The following is a 20,940-nucleotide window of genomic DNA, read 5'->3' as shown; positions in this document are numbered from 1 at the left end:
TCTGCGGGAGCCCTCGCTCGCCCCTTTCCGTCGGGGCGGGCGGGGGCTCCCGCGTGTTCCCGTCGTCTCCGCCCTCTGCTCACCGTCCGCGCTACCGCCTGCCCCAGCGGGACCGGGGGGTCGCGGCCGGTTCGGTCGGCAGGCCGGCGCTGCGCAGGGCGGCGAGGGTCGTCCGGTGCCGGGCGCCGTCGGCGAGCAGCGCGGCGAGCAGCCGCCCGTACAGCTCCGGACTGGTGTCCAACGCGGCCGCCAGCCGGACGAGTTCCACCGGCGGGCGCAGGGCCGCCAGTTCGTGCAGCAGGACGGTCGCGAGCTCGGCCGGCAGATCCGCCGCCAGCGCGGCCAGATCCGCCGTCGGCCGGCCGGCCGCCTGGCGCAGCAGCGTCCGCACGTCGGCGTGCCGACCCGTGCGCTGAAGGCCGGTCGCCAGCGCCGTCAGCTCCGGTGTCGGCGCCGAACCCCACTCCCACAGCAGCGTCGCGCCGTCCGCGCTCTGCCCGGCCCGCTCCAGCGCCGCCAGCAGGGCGGGCAGCACCGACGCCGGATAGCCCCAGAACGCGTGGAACAGCTCCGCCGCCTCCTCCGCCAGCCCCAGCGCGCGCAACTCCGCCAGCATCGCCACCGCCTGCTCCGGGGCACACTGCGCGGCGCTCTTGGCCAGGTGCAGGGAGGCGCCCGTCGGACCGCGTTGGGAGAGCATGCCGACCAGCAGCGCGGCGTCCGCCGGATCGAGGGCGGTGGCCGCCCGGGACAGCAGTTCCGTCGCCTCGGTGAAGGCGCCGGCGCGGTGCAGGGCCGACACCCGCTCGGCGAGGGCGCCGATGTCGGGGCGGGCCGGGGGCGGCGGTGCCTGGGCCGCCGGCTCCGCGGGTGGCTGTCGGTGCCTGAGTCGGTTCTCCAACGCCTCCAACTGGTCGCTCAGTTGGAGGCAGCGGGCGCCCAGGCCCTCGCGCAGGGTGCGCGCCTGGGCCAGCTGCCGCAGCAGGTCCCCGTCCGGCCGCTGGCGGCCCGGCGCGGCCCGGATCGCCTCGTTCAACCGCCGCTCCCGCTGGCTCGCGTAGCGGCTCGCGCGGAGTAACTCGTCCAGCTCCGCCCGGAGTTCGTGCGCCTGTTGCTCGCCCTCCGGGTCTTGGCCTGCGGATCGTGCCGTCGGCCGCATGTGCATGTTCGCCCCACCCCGTCCATCTCGCCCCTGACTGCGGGACATCCTGGTGTTGTTATATGGCGGGGGAGTTAAGGGAGCACGTCCAGTCGTGCGCGACTGGTGTCAAGGAGCGCGCAGACGGCGGTCGTTGCGAGAAGTGCGCCGGTCGCGCTCTGCGGCACGACGACCGCCCTCACGCGGCCAACTGCGCCCGCGCCTCCATCAGTGCGAAGCCGAGCAGGTTCAACCCCCGCCACTCGCCCGGCCGTTCGGCGCGGATGTCGTCGGCCGCGAGCCCGATGCCCCAGATCCGGTCCACCGGGCTGGCCTCGACCAGGACGCGGTCGCCGGTGCCCAGCAGGTACCCGCGCAGCGCCTCGTCCTGCCCGAACTTCGCGACGTTCCCCTCGACGACCAGCTCGAACCGGCCGGCGGTCCAGGTGTCTTCGTCGAAGCCCTTGACCAGCCGCCCCAGCTTCTTCGCCTCGGCCGGCGTCCGGGCCGCCAGCACCCGCTGCTCGGCGGCCTCGTCCCCGAACATCCGGGCCTTCCCCGCCATCATCCAGTGCTCGGCACTCGCGTACGCCACCCCGTCGACGGTGAAATCCCCGGGCCACCACTGACTCAGGCACTCCTGCCGCGTCCCCCCGCCCTTCCGCTCGGTGTGCCCCCAGAACATCAGCCACTTCGGCCGTGCCCCGGCGGCCACCAGCGCCGCCAGCTCGTCCCGGCTGCGGACGTCGGCAGGGTTCCCCGCATGCATCTCGCTCATATCGTCATTCTGACGCAAAGGGGGCTGCCGGGCCAGCGGGTTTTCGGTGACCGGTCGGGTCAGCCGGCGGGCAGCGTGTTCGTCATGTCCCGGAAGCGGGGAGACACCCGCATCATGCCGTCCGAGCCGACGTTGAGGTTCTCGATCCAGCCGTCCCGGTACCAGAAGAGCGACGGTGTCAACGGGGCCGGATCGCCGGCCGCGAGTTCCTTCGACAGGTCGATCAGGAAGCGGATGGCGTTCAGCGACAGGCTGGTGCGGATCGGGACCGCGCAGAGCGCGTTGTTCGTCGGCAGGGCGACCAGGGCCCCGTTGGGCAGCTCGATGCCCCCTCCCAGGGCGTTCTCCAGACGCAGGGCGTGGGCGGCTCCGGGCCAGGCCCCCATCCCGTTGACGGTGTGGATGGTGTCGCCGTTGGACGCGTCGAAGACCTGCCGGTTGAGTTGCTCGGTGGCCAGGTTCGCGAAGGCCCGCTCCCACAGCTCGGCCCGGCTGATGCTCCACTGGTCGGCGGCGTGTTCGGCTATCGACAGGGCCTCGGTCTTGCCGGCCCGTTTGCCGGCGTCCACGCAGAGGACGACCGACAACTCGTCGTCGATCTGCCGCGCCATCGGATCGGGCCCCAGGCCACGGCTCTTGGTGATCAGGAGCCGCAGCCGGTCCCGGACCTCGAAGACCGAGATGTTCGCCAGCGCCTGGCACGGGCCGTGCTCGTCGCACAGCGGCCTCGGAAGGTTCTTGCGGCTGCCGAACAGTGGCATGGGTGACTCCCCGGGTGGTTGCGGTGGTCGGACCGAGCCACAGCATTCCATCGGTTGGCCCTGCCGTCCCGAGATCACCCGATTCCCGGAGGTGTTCTGTCGAGCCGTCAGGTAGTGGTGTGCTCCCAGCGGAGGGCGGGGTGGCCGTCGACCCAGTAGTGGGTCGCCCGGTCGGTGATCCGCAGGCGGACGGCGGTGAGGTCGGGGCGCCCGGCCTCCTGCCAGGCGGTGAGGACCCGCTCGACCTCGTCCCACAGGGCGACCGGGCCGCTCTGGTGGACCGCCCAGCCGTAGGTGTCGTCGGCGACCTCGGCGACGGATCCGGGGGTGGACAGGCAGTAGATCGACTCCAGATCCTCCCCGATTGAGACGGTGAAATTTGCGTCTGGGAAGGAGAGTTGGGTGAGGAGGGCCGGCGTCGGTTCGTTGAGGAGGGTGGGGGAGGCGTGCGCCAGTCGCTTCGGCTCGGCGGCTGCCGCCCAGGCCGTGAGGTTGCCGACCGGGGGCGCCGGGCGATCGGGCCGGACGGGAGGGAGGGCGGAGCGGCCGATGATCCGGCCGTCGGCGGTGCCGTCCGCGTGGACGGTGACCCTGGCCAGGCCGGCGCCCTCGGGCCAGGTGCCGACCGTGGCCAGGATCGTGCCGCCGGGTTTGGTCTGCCGCACCCAGGCGTGGGGGATACGGCGCACCGCGTGGGTGGCGATCACCCGGTCGTGCGTGACCTCGGGGTCGCCCTCGGCGGTGGTGACGTTGCGCTCGCCGACGAGGTGGTGGAGCAGGGCGGTCGAGTAGCCCGCGCCGGCGCCGATCTCCAGCACGGTGTGCCCGTCCTCGGCGCCCAGGGCGTCGATCATGCGGACGGTGGCGGCCGGGGCGGTGGTGGAAGCGGTGGGGAAGCCCCGGACGGGTGCGGAGACCTGGTCGGCGGCCAGCTGCCCGTTGAGCTGGGTGACCAACGACCGGTTGCAGTGCGCGAGTTCGACCCATTCGGTGGGGTCGGCGCCGAGCTCGGTCACCGGCCGCCAACGGCGCCCGGCGGGCACGAACACCCCGGGCCACAGGAACGGCTCCCGGGGCACGGCCTCCACGGCGGCGCGCAGTGCCGGGCTGGTCAGGGCGCCGTCCGCCTCAAGCCGGTCGGCGAGTGTTCGGCGCGCGGCGGCGGTGTCCGGGGTCACGGTTCTCCCTCCTGGGGCGGGTGTGTACGTCTGTGCTGGATCGCCTTGCTGAGTGCGGAGTTGACCAGCACGGTGACAACGCAGAGTACGAGGAGGAAGAAGAGGTTCGCCATGCCGGGGTCGCTGTGGCGAAGCGGGCGGGAGGCGAGTGCCCCTGCGCCCGCCCCGGTCGCGATGGAGAACGCTGCGGCGGCGACCAGGGCGGGGTGGGGGCGGGTCGGGGTGGGGGCGGGTCGGTAGCGCCACGAGTTCTGCGGGGGCGGCAGGCCGATGTCCTCGGGTCGGGCCGTCCACTCGACGCCGCCATGGGGAGGGCGGAGGTGGAGGAGGCCGGCGACGAGGTCCATGACGACGCCGAGTCGCCCGGTGCGGCTGTCGTGGACGAGAGCGGCGTCGGGGGCGGTGGGGGTGGCGGCCGTCACGGGGTGAGCCAGCTGTCGAGCCGCACGGTGACCAACTTCCCGTTCGCACCCACGACTTTGGCGGCGAGGGGCACGCCGCCCGCCGCGTTGAGCGTGACGGTCGCACCGACGGAGGGGTGCCACGGCTGCTGGTCGGCCTGCTCGCGACGGGCGCGGACGCCGGCGCGGAGCACGTCGACGATCTGGACGACTACGGAGGTCGGGGCGGCGCCGAGGTCGATCAGGACGATGCCGGTGACGGAGGCGCACGCCCAGTCGATTCCGGGGGAGGGGAGTTGGGTACCGGCGTAGGCGAGGGTCGCCTTGAGGTCGTCGAGGGCGTCGGCGGCCTCGCGGCGGTCCTCGGCGGTGATTTTTCTGAGCATGGAAGCCATGGCGTTCGGATTTCCTTGCGTGACGAGACTGTCCGGAAATATGGCAATCGACTGACCGGCAATGATCGCGCTGTGTCATCACTCGATCACGATTCGATGCTCCACCTTGGCGTGGGCCGTTCCTACTGTGTTTGCGGGACGTTTGGGACACTTCGCGGCTATGGTTCGTCCCGTCCCCGATGTGCTGCGGAGATGGAATATGAACCATGGTCTTCGGCGCGCCTTGGCCAGTGCCAAGATGACGGAAGCGCAGCTGGCTGAGGCGTGTGGAGTCGACGCCAAGACCGTCAGCCGATGGATCGCCGATCCCGGCCGTACTCCCCATGCTCGGCATCGATGGGCGGCTTGTAGGGCGCTAGGTGAGGAGGAAGTCGCTTTGTGGCCTACTACTGCCCGCTTGACCCTTAGGACTGGGCCCTGACCGAGAGGTTGTCCAGGTATTTCCGTACCGCTCGGCGGCGCCGTCCTCGCTCTGGCGATCGCTGATTACCAAGGCCGAGCGTGAGTTGACGTTCGCCGGCTACACCAACTACTTCCTGTGGCTTGAGCAGGCGAACCTTGCCGGTGCGTTGCGGCGGAAGGCTCAGGGGGGCTGTCGTGTGAGATTCCTCATCGGTGATCCTGACAGTCCAGTGACGAGAGCCCGTGAGTTTGAGGAGGGCGTTCCCCTCACGCTGGCTACACGGATCGCTGTGACCATCAGCGAGTTGGAGCGATTGCGAGATGTCTCGAACGTCGAGGGTCGGTTCGAGACCGGGCATGTGAACCTGTCTGTCTTCCGGTTCGATGACGAGATGCTGGTGACTCCGATCCTTGCCCGCAGGGTCGGCCACGACTCGCCCATGTTCCATCTTCGACGCACCCAGTCGGATGGCATGTTCGACCGATTCGCGGATCATGTCGAAGAGTTGTGGAGCCGAGGTCGAAGCATCTGGGAGGTGGCTGCGCATGGCCAGGCGTGATTTCGAGAACGACCCGCATGCGCCGAAGGCAAACAGCCTGGTGCCGGCGGCCTCTGTCGTCGTGGTCGACGGCGATGGCCGCGTACTCCTTCAGCGTCGTACCGACAACGGCATGTGGGCCTTGCCCGGCGGAAAGATGGAGCTCGGGGAGTCCCTCGCGGACTGCGGCGTCCGCGAAACCCGTGAGGAGACCGGTATCGACGTCGTCATCACCGGCATTGTGGGCACCTACACCGACCCTGGCCATGTTTTCGCCTATGACGACGGCGAGGTGCGGCAGGAGTTCTCCATTTGCTTGCTCGGTGAGCCGCTGGGTGGCGAACTCCGAGTCTCCGGCGAGTCGTTCGAGGTCGGCTGGTTCTCCCCAGCCGATGCCGACGGCCTGCCCATGGTGCCGAGCATCCGCAAGCGCCTCGCCGACTGGCGCAGCGGCCGCACCCCCGTCGTGCGCTGAGGCCTAGGAGTAGTGCTTGTGCAGGTCGTCGCTGATCAGTCCGGTGCCGTGGTGGACGGCCTGGCTGGAGTAGGTCCCGCGCAGTTGGGCGGCGTGCGCGGTTCGCTGGTGTTCGATCAGCAGCCCCTCGGTGTCGTCCGAGTGGCCGCTGCGGGCCCGCTCTCGGCGGCCCAGGAGGACGGTCGTGCCGATGATGGCGGCCACGAGTGAGACCAGGAACGCGATGACGAAGGTCATGAGGTCTCACCTTTCCCCCGGTCCTGGATCGTCCCATGACGAACCATCTCCACGGAAGGGTCAGTTCCACCTGACCCGCCGCACGAGAAGTCGACCAGACCGACTTCTCGTGCCGCGCGCCACGGGTTTCGGGGCCCGTCCCATCGAGCAGATCGGGGAGGGGGCATGACAACTCCCCCTTCCAGATGTCGATGTGAGGAGTCCGTATGAGCCCCACCCGTCGTGACGTCCTGCGCTGGGGAGCCGGTGCCGGCGGCGCCCTCCTGGCCGCCGCCGCGTTCAGCCCGGACGCGGCGGCAGCAGCAGCGGCGGCACCCGCCGCCACCGTCAGCCCGTCCTCCTGGATGAGCGCCCTGGACGACGCCACGCCGCTGACCGCCCTGACCATCCCCGGCACCCACGACTCCTGCTGCACCGACCCGATGCACGGCACCGAGTGGTCCCACACCCAGAACTGGGGCGTGCCCGGGCAACTCCAGCGCGGCATCCGCTTCCTCGACATCCGCTGCAACGGACTCGCCGGGACCGCCGACGAACTCGGCATCTACCACAGTGACAACTACCAGTACGTCCGTCTCCAGGACGTCCTCGACCAGTGCCGCGCCTTCCTCGCCGCCAACCCGCGCGAGGGCCTGGTCATGCGGGTCAGGAACGAGTACGCGGGCGGGAACCGGCTCGACGACACCGAGTTCCAGCGCCGGATCAACCACTACCTGGACGACCTCGGCTACCGGGGCCTGTTCTGGACGAACCCCTCGTGGCCCACCCTCGGCCAGGCCCGTGGCCGGATCGTCCTCGCCGCCGACTTCGGCAACCCGTGGTCCGTCATCCAGTGGTCCAGCGGCACCAACACCTGGTTCGCGACCCAGGACACCTTCCAGGGCATCAGCCTCGCCGCCAAGTCCCAGGCCGTCGTCGACTGGTTCGACCATGCCTTCCTCGACCAGGGCTCCCCGCGGATGTACGTGAACTTCACGAGCTACGCCAACGGCGGCTGGCCCAAGGTCAACGCGGCCGCCATCATGCCCCCCGTCCGCGACTACCTGAACGCCCGCCGCCAGCAGCCCGCCCACTTCGGCATCGTCCCGATGGACTTCCCCGACTTCCACACCGACGTCCTGCAACTGCTCATCGACAAGAATTTCATCGGCCGCTGACCGGGCCGCTGGGTAGCCTGCCGTCATGCCTGCTTCCCTGCCCTTCGCCGGCCCCACCCGCTTCGACGGCGACCCCGACCGCGTCGCACTCGTCGTCCCCGGGGTCGGGTACTCGCCCGCGAGGCCGCTGCTCCACTTTGCCCGTGCCGTGCTCCTCCACCACGGATGGACGGTGCAGGAGTTGTGGTGGCAGGTGCCGGACGACTTCCCCGGGCTCACCGTGGACGACCGGATCGCCTGGGTCGAGCGGCAGGTCGGCCAGGCCGTCGCCGCCGAGGAGGGGGCCTGCCGTCTTCTCGTCGGCAAGTCCTTGGGCTCGCTCGCCTGTGGCATCGCAGCCGATCGGAGGATGGCGGCGGCCTGGCTGACCCCCGTCCTGACCCTCGACCAGGTGGCCCGCTCGCTCCGCCGATCCGAAGCGCCGACGCTCCTGGTCGGTGGGAGCGCCGACAAGCTGTGGGATCGACAGGTCGCCGAGTCGGTGGGGCACGAGGTCCTGGAGGTGCCCTCGGCGGATCACGCCCTTGAGCTGGCGGATGATCCCGTGGGGTCGGCCGGGGTGCTGCGGCAGGTCGTCTCGAGGCTGGACCGCTTCGTCGGCTCGCTCGACGTCTAGAGAGCGCCCGGAGGCGGTCGGCGGACGCCGAACCGGGGTGGGCGGCCCAGGCGGCGGGTTGCTCTTCGGCGTCGGTGGTGCGGGTGTCGCAGGTGAGGGCAGGTCCGCCGGTGTCCGGGCGGTGCAGGACCTTGGCGCGACGTGGCGGCGGCCCCGCGGTCGGGTGTCGATCGCGAGGCCGTCGCCGTCGCCGTGGCCCGTGACCCGGGCGGGCTCAGCCGATGGAGCGGGGGAGGCGGGTGGTCAGGTACAGGATGACGAAGGAGCCGATGAGCTGGAGGCCCAGGCAGAGGGCGAGGGCGCGGTCCATGCCGAGGCTGGGGGAGAGCGACAGGTAGAGGGTGCCGAGGGTGGCGACGCCGAGGGCGAGGCTGGACTGCTGGCTGGTGGCCAGGACGCCGCTGCCGACGCCGGCCCGGGTGGCGGGCACCTTGGAGAGGACGACGCGGAACAGCGGAGTGCCGATCAGACCCTGCCCGATGCCGGCGAGGGCGACGCCGGGCGCCATCCGCAGCGGGGAGAAGTGCGACCAGTCGGCGAGGACGGTGACGGCGAGGGTGGCCAGGCCGGTGGCCTGGATGACGGCGCCGGCGCTCAGCACCCGGCTGCCGTAGCGGCCGATCAGCCGGGGGCCGGAGAGCGAGGCGGTGAAGTAGCCGACGGCCATCGGGACGAGCGCCCAGCCGGCCGCGACCGGGCCGAGGTGCAGGCCCTGCTGGAGGGCGACGGCGATGACGAACATGAAGCCGCCGAAGCCGCTGAAGTAGGGCAGTGCGATGCCGAGGCCGCGCCGCATCTCGGGGATGCGCAGCAGGGACGGCGGCACCAGCGGGGTGGCGCCGCGCTGCTCCGCCCGGCGTTCGACCAGGACGAAGGCGGCGGCGAGGACGGGAAACAGCCCGAGCAGCACCCAGGACCAGAGCGGCCAGCCGGCGGCGCGGCCCTCCATCAGCGGGACGAGCAGGGCGAGCAGCGAGGCGGTGAGCAGGACGGTGCCGGGCACGTCGACGCGGGCGGCCTGGGTGGCCCGGCTCTCCGGGACGTAGCGGACGGCGAGGACCAGGGCGAACAGCGCGAACGGCACGTTGAGCAGGAAGACGGAGCGCCAGCCGGTGCCGAACAGGTCGGCGGCGACGAGCATGCCGCCGAGCACCTGCCCGATCACCACGGAGATGCCGCCGACGGCGCCGTAGATGCTGAGGGCGCGGCCGCGCCGGGCGCCGTCGGTGGCGGCGGTGATGGTGCCGAGGACCTGCGGGATCAGCAGCGCGGCGGAGGCGCCCTGGGCGGCGCGGGCGGCGACCAGGGTCCAGGCGCCGGGGGCGAGGCCGCAGGCGAGCGAGGTGAGGGCGAAGGTGGCGGCGCCGACGACGAAGAGCCGGCGGCGGCCGAAGATGTCACCGAGGCGCCCGCCGAGGACGAGCAGGACGGCGAAGGCGATGCCGTAGCCGGCGGCGACGAGTTCGAGGACGGCGGGCCCGGCGGCCAGGTCGTGGTCGATGGTGGGCAGGGCGACGTTGACGATGAAGAAGTCGAGCATCGGCAGGAAGGCCCCGAGCAGGACGGTGACCAGCCCGGCGGTGCCGAGGGAGGGGGTGTCGGCGGCGGCTGCGGCGCCGGGGGTGGTGGCGGCGCGGACCGGGTCGGGGGCGACGGCGAGTTGTTGGGTCACGGGTCCTACGATCCGCCTGGCCGTACCCTGGTACCAGAGTGTGGTTATCCAGGTATAAGAAGTACCTGGCAACAGGCTCCGGGCTGGCGCATGCTAGGAACCATGAGCCTCACCACCTCGGCCGCGCAAGCCCGCACCACCCGGGCCGCGCAAGCCCGGACGGCCCCGGTCGCGCAAGCCCGGACCACCCCCGACGACGCCCGCCGGTACGACCTGGCGGCCTTCCTGCGCAGCCGCCGCGAGCGGATCGCACCCGAGCAGGTGGGCCTGCCCCCGACCGGCCGCCGCCGCACGCCGGGGCTGCGCCGCGAGGAGGTCGCGCAGCTCGCCGCCGTCGGGGTGACCTGGTACACGTGGTTGGAGCAGGGGCGGGACATCCAGGTGTCCACCCAGGTGCTGGACGCGGTCTCCCGCGCCCTGCTGCTGGACCCGAGCGAGCGCGCGCACCTGTTCACCCTGGCCGGCGCGGAGGATCCGGCGCCGGTGAAGGAGTGCCCTTCGGTCACCCAGAGCGTGCGACTGGTGCTGGAGCAGATGTCGCCGTACCCGGCCGCGGCGGTCAACGCCCGCTACGACGTGCTCGCGTACAACGCCCAGTACACCGCGATCGTCGGCGACCTCAACGAACTTCCGCCCGGGGACCGCAACTTGATGTGGCTGGCGTTCACCCCCTCGCGGTTCCGCGAGGTGCTGATCGACTACCGGACCGAACGCCTCGGCATGGTGGCCCGGTTCCGCGCCGCGATGGCCGACCACAGTGCGGAGCCCGCCTGGAAGGCACTGCTGGCCCGGCTGCTCAAGGCCTCGCCGGACTTCGCGGAGGTCTGGCAGCGGCACGAGGTGATGCGGCCGGGCAACGGGATCAAGCGGTTCCAGGTGCCGGGCGTCGGACTGCTGCGCTGCGAGTACACCAACTTCTGGCTCGGCCCCCGACTCGGGACGAGGATGATCACCTACACCCCGCTGGACGAGGAGACCCGCGAGCTGATGAACCGCCTGCCCGACGGCTTCTAACGGGGGGCGAGGACGGCACGCCCGAGCAGCACGCACACCACCGCGAGCGGCAGTTCGACGCAGAGCGCCATCACCAGGGCGGCGAGCACCGCGTGGCCCGGGCCGGCGCAGGCGATGTCGGCCAGCGCGTCCCCCGCGAGCAGCAGGGCCACCGCGCCGCCGGCCCAGCAGGCGGCGGCGCTGCGCCGGCGCAGCAGGGCGTCGAGCGAGAGCAGCGCGGAGAACTCCAGCAGGTCGAGCACGACCCACGGAGTCTCGTGGCAGGCGGCGAGGACCGCGAGCCAGGGCAGCAGTGCGACGGCGGCCGTGACCGGCACCCGCTCGAAACGGGCGGGCAGGACGAGGGCGGCGGCCGGGCGGCCGGCGAGGACGGCGGTGCTCATGCCGCCCCTCCGGCCGCGACCTCGCCCCGGCGCCGCACCCGCTCCAGCGGCTGCCGCTCGGTGGTGTCCCCGCCGGGGTGCCGGACCAGCACCCCGGCGTACGGGCCTTCGGCCCAGGCGAGCCAGAACCGCCCGGCGACCGTGACCACCTCGCCGGCGACCGCCGGCCGCTCGAACCGGAGCGACCCGGCGGACCGGAGCGACCCGGCGAACCGGAACGGCCGCACGGACCGGAGCGACTCGGCGGACCGGAACGGCCGGGCCAGCCGCCTGACGGTGAACGCCACCCTGGGCACGCTGCCGTCGGCCGCCAGCCGGCCCCAGGCGAGCACGTGGGACGCCCGCCCGCCGGCCGGGCTGCGACGAGCACCGCGCAGCAGCTGCGGGGTGAGCCTGGCGGCGACCAGGACATCGGCCAACTCGCCGTCCTGGTACACCTCCAGCGCGGCGCGGCCACGGCGGCCGACCAGGCTGCGGACCGACCAGGGCCCGGCCCCGACCGGCAGCGCCCCCTCCGGCCCCGCCGTCCGGCGGAGCGCGTCCCCGGGAACACCCCCGTGGCTCCCGGGGACGGGCCGCCGGTGCGGCGGGGTGGCGGAGTGCGATGCGGTGCTCGTCATGCCGTCAAGCTTCCCGTCGATCATGGGCCGCTGTCGGTGGTGCCGTGCTCCGAATCCGGGGTGTACCTAGATACACCCCGACCGTGAGCCCCCCTTCATGGCGGCCGTTGATCATCGCGCCCTACGCTGTCGGTCATGCCCTCCACCACGTTGCGCCGAGCGCTCGTCAGGAGCCTTCGGCGCCCCCCGTGGTCGCCCGAGGCCTGGCGGGACACCCGTTTCATAGCCGCCGGCCTCCCGATGGCCCTGCCGGTCTGGCTGGCCGTCACCGAGTCCAAGCTGCTCTTCCCGATGACGGCCCTGGTCCTCATCTGCACGCGCCCGCTCACCGCCGCCCAGCGCGGCCGGCTGCGGGTCCTGCGCGGGGTGGAGGTGCCGCCGCCGCGCCCCGGCGAGCCCTGGGCCTGGCTGCCGGGCCGGCTGCTGCTGGGCCTGACCTGGCGCCAGGCCGTCCACCACCTGCTGGCCGGCCCGCTGCTGGCGGCGGGCGCGCTGGTGGTGCTGTACGCCTGGGGCGCCGGCGTGGTGATGGCCAGCGTGTACGGCTGGGTCTGGCTGATGCCCGTCGGCAGCACGCTGCGCTCGGAGCTGGCCGGGCTGGATGTCGCGATCACGGTCGCCGGGGTGCTGCTGCTGGCCGTGATGCCCTGGCTGGCGGCGCTGGCGGCCTGGCTGGAGGTGCGCACGGCGCAGCTGCTGCTCGGCCCCAACCGGGCGGAGGCGCTGGAGCGGCGGGTCGAGGAGATCGCCGAGAGCCGGGCCGGGCTGGTCGACACGGTGGACGCCGAGCGCCGCCGGATCGAGCGCGACCTGCACGACGGCGCCCAGCAGCGCCTCACCTCCCTCGCGATGAACCTGGGCCTGGCCCGGCGCACCCTCAAGGACGTCCCGCCCGAGGTCATGCAGGTGATCGTGGACGCGCACGAGGAGGCGCAGGCGGCCATCGACGAGCTGCGCGACCTGGTCCGCGGCCTGCACCCGGCGGTCCTGGAGGACCGCGGCCTGGACGCGGCGCTGTCCGGCATCGCCGCCCGCGCCCCGCTGCCGGTGCGCCTGGACGTCGACCTCGCCGAGCCGGTCGCCCCGACCGTCGAGGCGGTCGCCTACTTCACCGTCTCCGAGGCCCTGACCAACGTGGCCAAGCACGCCCGCGCCCAGCGGGTCGACCTCTCGGTGCGGACGGCCGGCGGCCGGCTGCGCCTGGTCATCAGCGACGACGGCGTCGGCGGGGCGGACGCCTCGCGCGGCACCGGGCTGACCGGTCTGCGCAAGCGCGCCGCCTCGGTCGACGGCACGCTGTCCGTTCTCAGCCCCCTCGGGGGCCCCACCACCATCACCGTGGAGTTGCCGTGCGCGCTGTGATCGCCGAGGACTCGGTCCTGCTGAGGGTCGGCCTGGTCAAGGTCCTGGAGGCGGTGGGCTTCGAGGTCGTGGCCGCCGTCGGGGACGCCACCGAGCTGCTGGCCGCCGTCGAGGAGCACCGCCCGAAGGTGGTCGTCGCGGACGTCCGGATGCCCCCGGGCTTCACCGACGAGGGCGTGAAGGCGGCACTGATGATCCGCCAGCAGTGGCCGGAGGTCGCCGTGCTGCTGCTCTCCCAGCACGTGGAGGAGCGCTACGCCGCGGACCTGCTGGCCACCAACACCAGCGGCGTCGGCTACCTGCTCAAGCAGCGGGTGGCCAACGTGGACGACTTCGTGGAGGCGCTGCAGCGGGTCGCCGCGGGCGGCACCGCGCTGGACCCGGAGGTGGTGGCCCAGCTGCTGGTGCGCCGCCACCGGGACCCGCTGGAGAAGCTGACCCCGCGCGAGCGGGACGTGCTCGGCCTGATGGCGGAGGGCCGTTCCAACGCCGCGATCGCGGCCGCCCTGGTGGTCAGCGACAGCGCGGTGGCCAAGCACATCAACTCGATCCTCACCAAGCTCGACCTGCCGCCGGCCGAGGACAGCCACCGCCGGGTGCTGGCGGTGCTGCGGTTCCTGGAGGTCGGGTAGCCATGGACGGACCGACGAAGGCATGGGGGCGGAAGGCCTGGTGGACCACCGGGACGCTCGCGCTCGCGATCGTGATGATCGGCGGCGGGCTGCAGACCTGGGCGATGGTGGTGCAGCAGCGGACGACCTCGACGCAGCCGTACAACGTGACCATCCACAAACTCCGGCTGGACACCGGCAGCGCCTCGGTGCGGGTCAGGGCGGGCCGGGACGGCCATGTGGTGGTCCGGCAGAACCTGGACTGGATGGTGCGCAAGCCCTCGGTGTCGACCACCTTCGACGGCGACGTGCTCACGGTCGGCATGGAGTGCCGGCAGATCCTGCCGTTCGCCGACTTCGGCTGCGGCGCCCAGATCGAACTGGAGGTGCCGGCCGGCACCGACGTGTCGGGGCAGCTGAGCTCGGGCAGCGTCGAGGTGCGGGGCCTGAGCGGCGCCGTCCGGATGGACCTCACCTCGGGCGCGCTGAACCTGATCGGCACGTCCGGGGAGGTGTACGCGCACGTCACCTCCGGGATGGTGCAGGGCACCGATCTGAGCTCGGAGCGCGTGGACACGGAGACCACCTCGGGGTCGGTCGACCTCGCCTTCTCCAAGGCGCCGCGGGCGGTGGACACCAGGAGCACGTCCGGCTCGGTGAAGCTGACCCTGCCGCGGGACTCCCGCTACGGCTTCAGCGGCGACGTCGGCAGCGGCAGCCGCCACGTCGACCCGAGCCTGGCGGATTCCGCCAGCCCGAACCGGATCCACGGCTCGGTCACCTCGGGCTCGATCACGGTCGAGGCGGGCTAGGAACTCCCGGAGACGGCCGGTGACCCGGGTGGGGGACAATGGAGAGTCCCGATCCCCTGCCCCGAGGTCAGCCGCGCATGACAGCCACGCCCGCACCCACCGCGCCCGACGCCGAGTTCGCGCCGCTGGACATCGGCCCGATCCAGGTGTGGCCGCCCGTCGTGCTGGCGCCGATGGCCGGCATCACCAACGCGCCGTTCCGCACGCTCTGCCGCGAGCAGAGCGGCGGCAAGGGCCTGTACGTCTCCGAGATGATCACCACCCGGGCCCTGGTCGAGCGCAACGCCAAGACCATGCAGCTGATCAAGTTCGACGCCAGCGAGAAGCCGCGCTCGATCCAGCTGTACGGCGTGGACCCGGTGACGGTCGGCAAGGCCGCCCGGATGATCGCGGACGAGGGCCTGGCCGACCACATCGACCTCAACTTCGGCTGCCCCGTCCCCAAGGTGACCCGCAAGGGCGGCGGCTCCGCGCTGCCGTACAAGCGCAACCTGCTGCGCGAGATCCTGCGCGAGGCCGTGGCCAACGCGGGTGAGCTGCCGGTCACCATGAAGATGCGCAAGGGCATCGACGACGACCACCTCACCTACCTGGACGCCGGTCGGATCGGCGCCGAGGAGGGTGTGGCCGCGATCGCCCTGCACGGGCGCACCGCCGCCCAGCACTACGGCGGGACGGCCGACTGGTCGGCGATCGCCCGGCTGCGCGAGTCCGTTCCGGCGCACGTCCCGGTGCTGGGCAACGGGGACATCTGGTCGGCGGACGACGCGCTGCGGATGATGCGGGAGACCGGCTGCGACGGGGTCGTGGTGGGCCGCGGCTGCCTGGGCCGGCCGTGGCTGTTCAGGGACCTGGTCTCGATCTTCGAGGGCGAGGTCGACTACGCCCGTCCGGACTTCGGCTACGTGGCGCGGGCGATGGTGCGGCACGCGCAGCTGCTCGGCGAGTGGATCGGGGACGAGGCGCGCGGCGTGATCGACTTCCGCAAGCACGTCGCCTGGTACACCAAGGGCTTCTCTGTCGGCTCGGAGCTGCGGGTGAAGCTCGCCAACTCCTCCTCCCTGGTCGAGCTGGCCGAAACCCTCGCCCTGGTGGAGCAGTCCCAGCCCTGGCCGGCCGGCGCGGACGGCCCGCGCGGGCGTACTGCCGGCAACAACCGGGTGGTTCTGCCCGAGGGCTGGTTGGACGATCCGTACGACTGTGCCCGACCGGGCATGGACGCCGAATCGGACACCTCTGGCGGGTGATCTGTCCATAGCGGCGAAATCGGCCCTCTCGGGCTCACTGCCACTCGGTCCCAGCCCTCTTGTCCAATCTGGACAGGAGGGCTCCTTTTCGGCGGTCGGACGTCACGGAACGGGCACATTTCTGGACGGAGTGCGACGATCGGCTGAGGCGGGCTACGTTCGACCGGTGAGATGCGCTGGTGACGCTTGCCACATGCGGTGGAGTCTGATGGTGGGTCAGTGGACGAAATGGACAGGTCGGCTGTGAATCGCTTCCCGAAGCCGGTGGACCGGTGATCGGCCGATCCGAGTGCAGGAAATCAAGCCGGGGCAACGCGGGCGACCCCCGACCGCTACCCAGCGTCCGAATCGTGCGATCTTCATGTTTCATTCGTTCAAGACTTGAAGGCTGGCTAGCGTCATCCGGACGATTTCACCAACAGAGGTGAACGCCTTTATGTGCATTCGATCTATCGGGTTACCCCCGGGTACCGGCCTCGTACGGCCTATTAGGGGCAGAGAAGAACCTTCGAAATGGGTATGTTCTCCGGCGTCAGGGCAACCGCGTACGAGGAGACCGACCCGTGCCGTCCCAGCAGAAGTTTGTTTACTCCTTCACTGAAGGAAACAAGGACCTCAAGGACCTTCTCGGCGGCAAGGGCGCGAACCTGGCCGAGATGACCAACCTTGGCCTCCCCGTCCCTCCGGGGTTCACCATCACCACCGAGGCCTGCAAGGTCTTCCTGGAGACCGGCAGCGAGCCGGCTTCGCTCCACCAGGAGATCAGCGCCCACCTGGACGCGCTCGAGCAGGGGATGGGCAAGAAGCTCGGCCAGGCGGACAACCCGCTGCTGGTGTCGGTCCGCTCGGGCGCGAAGTTCTCCATGCCCGGCATGATGGACACCGTCCTGAACATCGGCCTCTCCGACGCCTCGGTGGTCGGCCTCGTCGCCCAGTCCGGCAACGAGCGCTTCGCCTGGGACTCCTACCGCCGCCTGGTCCAGATGTTCGGCAAGACCGTGCTGGGCGTCGACGGCGAGCTGTTCGAGGAGGCCCTGGACGAGGCCAAGCACGCCAAGGGCACCGTCAACGACCTGGACCTGGACGCTTCCGACCTCCGGGAACTCGTCGAGGTGTTCAAGGGCATCGTCGAGCGCGAGACCGGCCGGGCCTTCCCGCAGGACCCGCGCGAGCAGATGGACCTCGCCATCCACGCCGTCTTCCACTCCTGGAACGGCGACCGCGCCCGCCTGTACCGCCGGCAGGAGCGCATCCCGAACGACCTCGGCACCGCGGTCAACGTCTGCAGCATGGTCTTCGGCAACCTCGGCGAGGACTCCGGCACCGGCGTCGCCTTCACCCGCGACCCCTCCACCGGTGCCCAGGGCGTCTACGGCGACTACCTGTCCAACGCCCAGGGCGAGGACGTCGTCGCCGGCATCCGCAACACCCTGCCGCTGGCCGAGCTGGAGAAGCTCGACAAGAAGTCGTACGACGAGCTGATGACGATCATGCAGACGCTCGAGAACCACTACCGCGACCTCTGCGACATCGAGTTCACCATCGAGCGCGGCAAGCTCTGGATGCTGCAGACCCGCGTCGGCAAGCGCACCGCCGCCGCGGCCTTCCGGATCGCCGTCCAGCTGGTCGACCAGGGCCTGATCGACCTGGACGAGGCCCTCATGCGGGTCACCGGCGGCCAGCTCTCGCAGCTGATGTTCCCGCGCTTCGCCCCGAACGCCGAGTCCCAGCAGATCGCCTGGGGCCTCGCCGCCTCGCCCGGCGCCGCCATCGGCAAGATCGTCTTCGACTCCTACACCGCCGTCAAGTGGTCCCGCTCCGGCGAGAAGGTCATCCTGGTCCGCCGCGAGACCAACCCGGACGACCTGGACGGCATGATCGCCGCCGAGGGCATCCTCACCTCGCGCGGCGGCAAGACCTCGCACGCCGCCGTCGTCGCCCGCGGCATGGGCAAGACCTGCGTCTGCGGCGCGGAGGAGCTGGAGGTCGACACCAAGCGCCGCCGGATGACCACCGCCGACGGCCTGGTGCTGGAGGAGGGCGACATCGTCTCCATCGACGGCGCCACCGGCAAGGTCTACCTCGGCGAGGTCCCCGTCCTGCCGTCCCCCGTCGTCGAGTACTTCGAGGGCACCCTGCACGCCGGCGCCGACGTCCAGGGCGGGCTCGTCCAGGCCGTCCACCGGCTGATGTCGCACGCCGACGGCCGCCGCCGGCTCGCCGTGCGCGCCAACGCCGACAACGCCGAGGACGGCGGGCGCGCCCGCCGCTACGGCGCCCAGGGCATCGGCCTGTGCCGCACCGAGCACATGTTCCTCGGCGAGGAGCGCCGCAAGGAGGTCGAGCACCTGATCCTGGCGGACAACGACAAGGACCGCGAGCTCGCCCTCTCCACCCTGCTGCCGCTGCAGAAGGGCGACTTCCTGGAGCTCTTCCAGGCCATGGACGGCCTGCCGGTCACCGTCCGCCTGCTCGACCCGCCGCTGCACGAGTTCCTGCCGGACATCACCGAGCTGTCGGTGCGCGTCGCCCTCGCCGAGGCCCGCAAGGACCCGAACGAGAACGACCTGCGCCTGCTCCAGGCGGTGCACAAGCTGCACGAGCAGAACCCGATGCTGGGCCTGCGGGGCGTCCGCCTCGGCCTGGTCATCCCCGGTCTGTTCGGCATGCAGGTCCGCGCCATCGCCGAGGCCGCCGCCGAGCGCAAGCTCGCCGGCGCGGACCCGCGCCCCGAGGTGATGATCCCGCTGGTCGGCACCGTCCAGGAGCTGGAGCTGGTCCGCGACGAGTGCGAGCGCGTGCTCGCCGAGGTCGCCCAGTCCACCGGCGTGCAGCTGGACATCAAGCTCGGCACCATGATCGAGCTGCCGCGCGCCGCGGTCACCGCCGGCCAGATCGCCGAGGCCGCCGAGTTCTTCTCCTTCGGCACCAACGACCTCACCCAGACCGTGTGGGGCTTCTCCCGGGACGACGTGGAGGCCTCGTTCTTCACCGCCTACCTGGAGAAGGGCATCTTCGGGGTCTCCCCGTTCGAGACCATCGACCGGGACGGCGTCGGCGCGCTCGTCAAACACGCCGTCGAGGCCGGCCGGGCCACCCGCCCCGACCTCAAGCTCGGCGTCTGCGGCGAGCACGGCGGCGACCCGGACTCGGTCCACTTCTTCCACGAGGTGGGGCTGGACTACGTCTCCTGCTCCCCCTTCCGGATCCCGGTGGCGCGCCTGGAGGCAGGCCGCGCCGCCATCGAGACGGCGGGCAGCGACCCGCGCTGAGGGAGGGTAGGCATCCCCTCCTCGGCCGCGGGCCGGACTGACCGCTTCCCTCCCCGTCGGGAGGGCGTACACCGGAGCTCGGCGCAGGAGAACCGGCGTACGTAACAACGGCCGGGCGGGGACGGACAATGGCGTCCGTCCCCGCCCGGCCGTCCGTCTGTCTCCGGCCGCCCGCGTTTCCCCGCCCTGCCGGATGTGGCGGCGGCCACGTGTGTAGCTGGCCGGACGGCGCCCGCGGGCCTGCCAAGCTGGGGCGCATGACCAGACGCAAAAGCCCGCTCGTCGTCGTGGCCGTCCTGATCCTGGCCCTCGTCGCCGGGATCGGCTACCTGCTCGCCGGCAAGGGCGGCAGCAGCCACCCCAAGGCCGCCGCGAGCTCCACCGCCACCACGGCGGGCGCCTCGGCCCCCAAGCCCTCGGCCCCCAAGCCGTCCCCGCCCGCCGGCGGCACCCCCGCCCCGAGCGGCACCTGGGTGCCCGCCGACCCGGCGCTCGCCGACGTCTGCCGCACCAAGCTCCCCAGCCAGGCCCAGGACACCCTCGGCCTGATCGCCAAGAACGGCCCGTACCCGTACAACCGCGACGGCATCGTCTTCGAGAACCGCGAGAGCCGTCTGCCGAAGAAGTCCGGCGGCTACTACCACGAGTTCACCGTGGTCACCCCGGGCTCCAACGACCGCGGCACCCGCCGCGTCGTCACCGGCGGCTCGGGCGAGCAGTACTGGTCGCCGGACCACTACGCGACCTTCCAGGAGATCGACCCGCGCTGCTGACACCCTCGCACCGAGCCCGCGGCCCGCACCGAGCACGCCGCCGTCACCGGGCCCGGCGCCAGGTGATGCGGGGGTGCGGGCCGTGCGGGCCGGTGGTGAGGAGGGCGGTCAGCTCGTGGAGGACCGGGACGGGGTCGCGCCGGAGTTGGACCGGGGTGGTGCGGACCACGGGGAGCCCGGCGACGGTCAGCCGGTTGGCGCGGGCCAGGCCGCGTTCGTGGTCGGCGGGGTGCAGGTGCCAGGTGCGGGAGTCGATCTCCAGCGCCACGCAGGCGTGCGGCCAGTAGGCGTCCGGGACGGCGAGGAAGCGGCCGTCCAGGAAGAGCACCGGGTTCCACAGCGGCTCGGGCAGGCCCGTGTGCGCCAGGAGTTCGCGGGCCTCGCCCTCCACCACCGACCGCACCCCGGCGGTGAGGTCCTCCACGACCCGGGCCACCTGCGGCAGTCCGAGCGCGCCCGGTCGGGCCAGCAAGTTGTCCAGCAGCTCGCCGAGTTCGCAGTGCCGCCGCTGGACGGCCTCCGCGCACAGCGCCCGGAACCGGCGCTGCCCCGTCTCGCCCGGCGCGAGGTCGGCCAGCGCCCGGGCGACGGTGGTGCTCCACAGTCCGTCGTCCCGCTCGAAGCCGCCCGGCAGGGGCCCGGCCGACCGGTGGATCCGGACGAACTCGCTGTCACGGACCCGGCGTTGGCCGGGGATCAGGACGTCGATCCGGGCCAGGTCGGCCGGGTGTCCGGCGCTCGGCAGCCCGGCGTCGGCCAGCACCGCGTCCCCGGTCAGCAGCACCTCCCCGGCCTGTGGGGCCCGCCCCTTCGGGCTCGCGTACGCCAGCGCGGCGCGCAGCCGCTGATGAGCCGTCAACCTGCCGGTCTGCAGGAAGATCACCCGGGGCAGCACCTGCCGCCAGGGCCCGCCGGGGCGCAGCCGGTGGGCGATGGTGCCGGACGGCACCCCGAGCCGGCGCAGTTGCGCCCGGGTGACGATGTGCTGCTGGTCGGCGCCGAGCAGCACGACGGGGTCGAGCGGGTTCACGCGGGTCATGCCCTGGGTGGTGCCCGCGATGATCGGATGTATGCGAAACATCGCCCGTCGGGGGAAC

Annotated in this window: 23 protein-coding genes; 12 read left to right on the top strand and 11 right to left on the bottom strand. The window is 72.1% G+C overall.

The features are described from left to right. Nucleotides 1-91: 91 nt before the first annotated feature. From ACIPLC_RS04545 to ACIPLC_RS04520, 6 genes are all read right to left on the bottom strand, one after another. Nucleotides 92-1,165, bottom strand: a complete 1,074-nt coding sequence (locus ACIPLC_RS04545; RefSeq protein WP_400471027.1) for a hypothetical protein — start codon at nucleotides 1,163-1,165, stop codon at nucleotides 92-94. Between the two features lie 172 nt (nucleotides 1,166-1,337). Beyond that, entirely contained in the window at nucleotides 1,338-1,916 is a 579-nt protein-coding gene (locus ACIPLC_RS04540) for an NADAR family protein (protein WP_400471026.1), read from the bottom strand. Nucleotides 1,917-1,975: 59 nt separating this feature from the next. Beyond that, nucleotides 1,976-2,677, bottom strand: coding sequence for a hypothetical protein (locus ACIPLC_RS04535; RefSeq protein WP_400471024.1), 702 nt, complete (start codon nucleotides 2,675-2,677; stop codon nucleotides 1,976-1,978). 107 nt (nucleotides 2,678-2,784) lie between these two features. Continuing rightward, nucleotides 2,785-3,855 (bottom strand): methyltransferase, encoded by a 1,071-nt coding sequence (locus tag ACIPLC_RS04530; RefSeq protein WP_400471022.1) that lies wholly within the window; start codon nucleotides 3,853-3,855, stop codon nucleotides 2,785-2,787. Next, nucleotides 3,852-4,277 carry a hypothetical protein gene (locus ACIPLC_RS04525; protein WP_400471020.1) on the bottom strand — a complete coding sequence of 142 codons (426 nt, stop codon included), beginning with the start codon at nucleotides 4,275-4,277 and terminating at the stop codon, nucleotides 3,852-3,854. Before ACIPLC_RS04525 ends, ACIPLC_RS04530 begins: the two co-directional genes overlap by 4 nt. Next, nucleotides 4,274-4,651 carry a hypothetical protein gene (locus ACIPLC_RS04520; protein WP_400471018.1) on the bottom strand — a complete coding sequence of 126 codons (378 nt, stop codon included), beginning with the start codon at nucleotides 4,649-4,651 and terminating at the stop codon, nucleotides 4,274-4,276. The genes ACIPLC_RS04525 and ACIPLC_RS04520 overlap by 4 nt, the downstream gene beginning before the upstream one ends. A 61-nt stretch (nucleotides 4,652-4,712) precedes the next feature. Here ACIPLC_RS04520 and ACIPLC_RS04515 point away from each other — a divergent pair, with 61 nt between their 5' ends. The 3 genes from ACIPLC_RS04515 to ACIPLC_RS04505 all read left to right on the top strand — a co-directional run bounded on the left by ACIPLC_RS04515 (nucleotide 4,713) and on the right by ACIPLC_RS04505 (nucleotide 6,067). Beyond that, nucleotides 4,713-5,072 carry a helix-turn-helix domain-containing protein gene (locus ACIPLC_RS04515; RefSeq protein ID WP_400471016.1) on the top strand — a complete coding sequence of 120 codons (360 nt, stop codon included), beginning with the start codon at nucleotides 4,713-4,715 and terminating at the stop codon, nucleotides 5,070-5,072. Nucleotides 5,073-5,157: 85 nt separating this feature from the next. Beyond that, nucleotides 5,158-5,613: a DUF5919 domain-containing protein gene (locus tag ACIPLC_RS04510; RefSeq protein ID WP_400471015.1), complete on the top strand. Its 456-nt coding sequence runs from the start codon at nucleotides 5,158-5,160 to the stop codon at nucleotides 5,611-5,613. Further along, nucleotides 5,600-6,067 carry an NUDIX domain-containing protein gene (locus ACIPLC_RS04505; RefSeq protein ID WP_363620312.1) on the top strand — a complete coding sequence of 156 codons (468 nt, stop codon included), beginning with the start codon at nucleotides 5,600-5,602 and terminating at the stop codon, nucleotides 6,065-6,067. Before ACIPLC_RS04510 ends, ACIPLC_RS04505 begins: the two co-directional genes overlap by 14 nt. Before the next feature lie 3 nt (nucleotides 6,068-6,070). Here ACIPLC_RS04505 and ACIPLC_RS04500 read toward each other — a convergent pair whose 3' ends face one another. Continuing rightward, nucleotides 6,071-6,304: a hypothetical protein gene (locus ACIPLC_RS04500; protein ID WP_363620314.1), complete on the bottom strand. Its 234-nt coding sequence runs from the start codon at nucleotides 6,302-6,304 to the stop codon at nucleotides 6,071-6,073. A 206-nt stretch (nucleotides 6,305-6,510) separates the two neighbouring features. On the opposite strand from ACIPLC_RS04500, the gene ACIPLC_RS04495 reads away from it, so the two are divergent. After that, nucleotides 6,511-7,461, top strand: a complete 951-nt coding sequence (locus ACIPLC_RS04495; RefSeq protein ID WP_400471013.1) for a phosphatidylinositol-specific phospholipase C — start codon at nucleotides 6,511-6,513, stop codon at nucleotides 7,459-7,461. Nucleotides 7,462-7,486: 25 nt separating this feature from the next. Beyond that, on the top strand, nucleotides 7,487-8,077 hold the full coding sequence (locus tag ACIPLC_RS04490) for an alpha/beta hydrolase (RefSeq protein ID WP_400471011.1): 591 nt from the start codon (nucleotides 7,487-7,489) through the stop codon (nucleotides 8,075-8,077). A gap of 214 nt (nucleotides 8,078-8,291) precedes the next feature. Here ACIPLC_RS04490 and ACIPLC_RS04485 read toward each other — a convergent pair whose 3' ends face one another. Further along, nucleotides 8,292-9,749: an MFS transporter gene (locus tag ACIPLC_RS04485; RefSeq protein WP_400471009.1), complete on the bottom strand. Its 1,458-nt coding sequence runs from the start codon at nucleotides 9,747-9,749 to the stop codon at nucleotides 8,292-8,294. Nucleotides 9,750-9,851: 102 nt separating this feature from the next. Between ACIPLC_RS04485 and ACIPLC_RS04480 the strand changes: the two genes are divergently transcribed. Next, entirely contained in the window at nucleotides 9,852-10,763 is a 912-nt protein-coding gene (locus ACIPLC_RS04480) for a helix-turn-helix transcriptional regulator (protein ID WP_400471007.1), read from the top strand. Here the strand turns inward: ACIPLC_RS04480 and ACIPLC_RS04475 are convergent. Together ACIPLC_RS04475 and ACIPLC_RS04470 are read right to left on the bottom strand one after the other, a co-directional pair. After that, nucleotides 10,760-11,146, bottom strand: coding sequence for a hypothetical protein (locus ACIPLC_RS04475; RefSeq protein WP_400471005.1), 387 nt, complete (start codon nucleotides 11,144-11,146; stop codon nucleotides 10,760-10,762). The two genes, ACIPLC_RS04480 and ACIPLC_RS04475, sit on opposite strands and share 4 nt — an antisense overlap. Further along, nucleotides 11,143-11,766, bottom strand: a complete 624-nt coding sequence (locus ACIPLC_RS04470; protein WP_400471004.1) for a hypothetical protein — start codon at nucleotides 11,764-11,766, stop codon at nucleotides 11,143-11,145. The genes ACIPLC_RS04475 and ACIPLC_RS04470 overlap by 4 nt, the downstream gene beginning before the upstream one ends. A 135-nt stretch (nucleotides 11,767-11,901) precedes the next feature. On the opposite strand from ACIPLC_RS04470, the gene ACIPLC_RS04465 reads away from it, so the two are divergent. The 6 genes from ACIPLC_RS04465 (at nucleotide 11,902) to ACIPLC_RS04440 (ending at nucleotide 19,843) form a co-directional block, all read left to right on the top strand. Then, nucleotides 11,902-13,128, top strand: a complete 1,227-nt coding sequence (locus ACIPLC_RS04465; protein WP_400471002.1) for a histidine kinase — start codon at nucleotides 11,902-11,904, stop codon at nucleotides 13,126-13,128. Next, nucleotides 13,116-13,760, top strand: a complete 645-nt coding sequence (locus ACIPLC_RS04460; RefSeq protein WP_400471000.1) for a response regulator — start codon at nucleotides 13,116-13,118, stop codon at nucleotides 13,758-13,760. Before ACIPLC_RS04465 ends, ACIPLC_RS04460 begins: the two co-directional genes overlap by 13 nt. 2 nt (nucleotides 13,761-13,762) lie before the next feature. Further along, nucleotides 13,763-14,551: a DUF4097 family beta strand repeat-containing protein gene (locus ACIPLC_RS04455; RefSeq protein WP_400470998.1), complete on the top strand. Its 789-nt coding sequence runs from the start codon at nucleotides 13,763-13,765 to the stop codon at nucleotides 14,549-14,551. 77 nt (nucleotides 14,552-14,628) lie between these two features. After that, nucleotides 14,629-15,798: a tRNA dihydrouridine synthase DusB gene (gene dusB / locus ACIPLC_RS04450; protein ID WP_400470996.1), complete on the top strand. Its 1,170-nt coding sequence runs from the start codon at nucleotides 14,629-14,631 to the stop codon at nucleotides 15,796-15,798. A 563-nt stretch (nucleotides 15,799-16,361) separates the two neighbouring features. Beyond that, complete coding sequence (gene ppdK / locus ACIPLC_RS04445) at nucleotides 16,362-19,070, top strand: pyruvate, phosphate dikinase (RefSeq protein ID WP_400470995.1); 2,709 nt, start codon at nucleotides 16,362-16,364, stop codon at nucleotides 19,068-19,070. 257 nt (nucleotides 19,071-19,327) lie between these two features. Continuing rightward, nucleotides 19,328-19,843, top strand: coding sequence for a ribonuclease (locus ACIPLC_RS04440; RefSeq protein ID WP_400470993.1), 516 nt, complete (start codon nucleotides 19,328-19,330; stop codon nucleotides 19,841-19,843). Between the two features lie 43 nt (nucleotides 19,844-19,886). Here the strand turns inward: ACIPLC_RS04440 and ACIPLC_RS04435 are convergent, their stop codons facing one another. After that, nucleotides 19,887-20,882: a hypothetical protein gene (locus tag ACIPLC_RS04435; protein ID WP_400470991.1), complete on the bottom strand. Its 996-nt coding sequence runs from the start codon at nucleotides 20,880-20,882 to the stop codon at nucleotides 19,887-19,889. Between the last annotated feature and the right edge of the window lie 58 nt (nucleotides 20,883-20,940).

It is taken from the genome of Kitasatospora sp. NPDC086801 (genome assembly GCF_044745805.1).
In the GTDB taxonomy this organism is placed as follows: domain Bacteria; phylum Actinomycetota; class Actinomycetes; order Streptomycetales; family Streptomycetaceae; genus Kitasatospora.
This window is presented reverse-complemented; position numbering and strand designations above follow the sequence as displayed.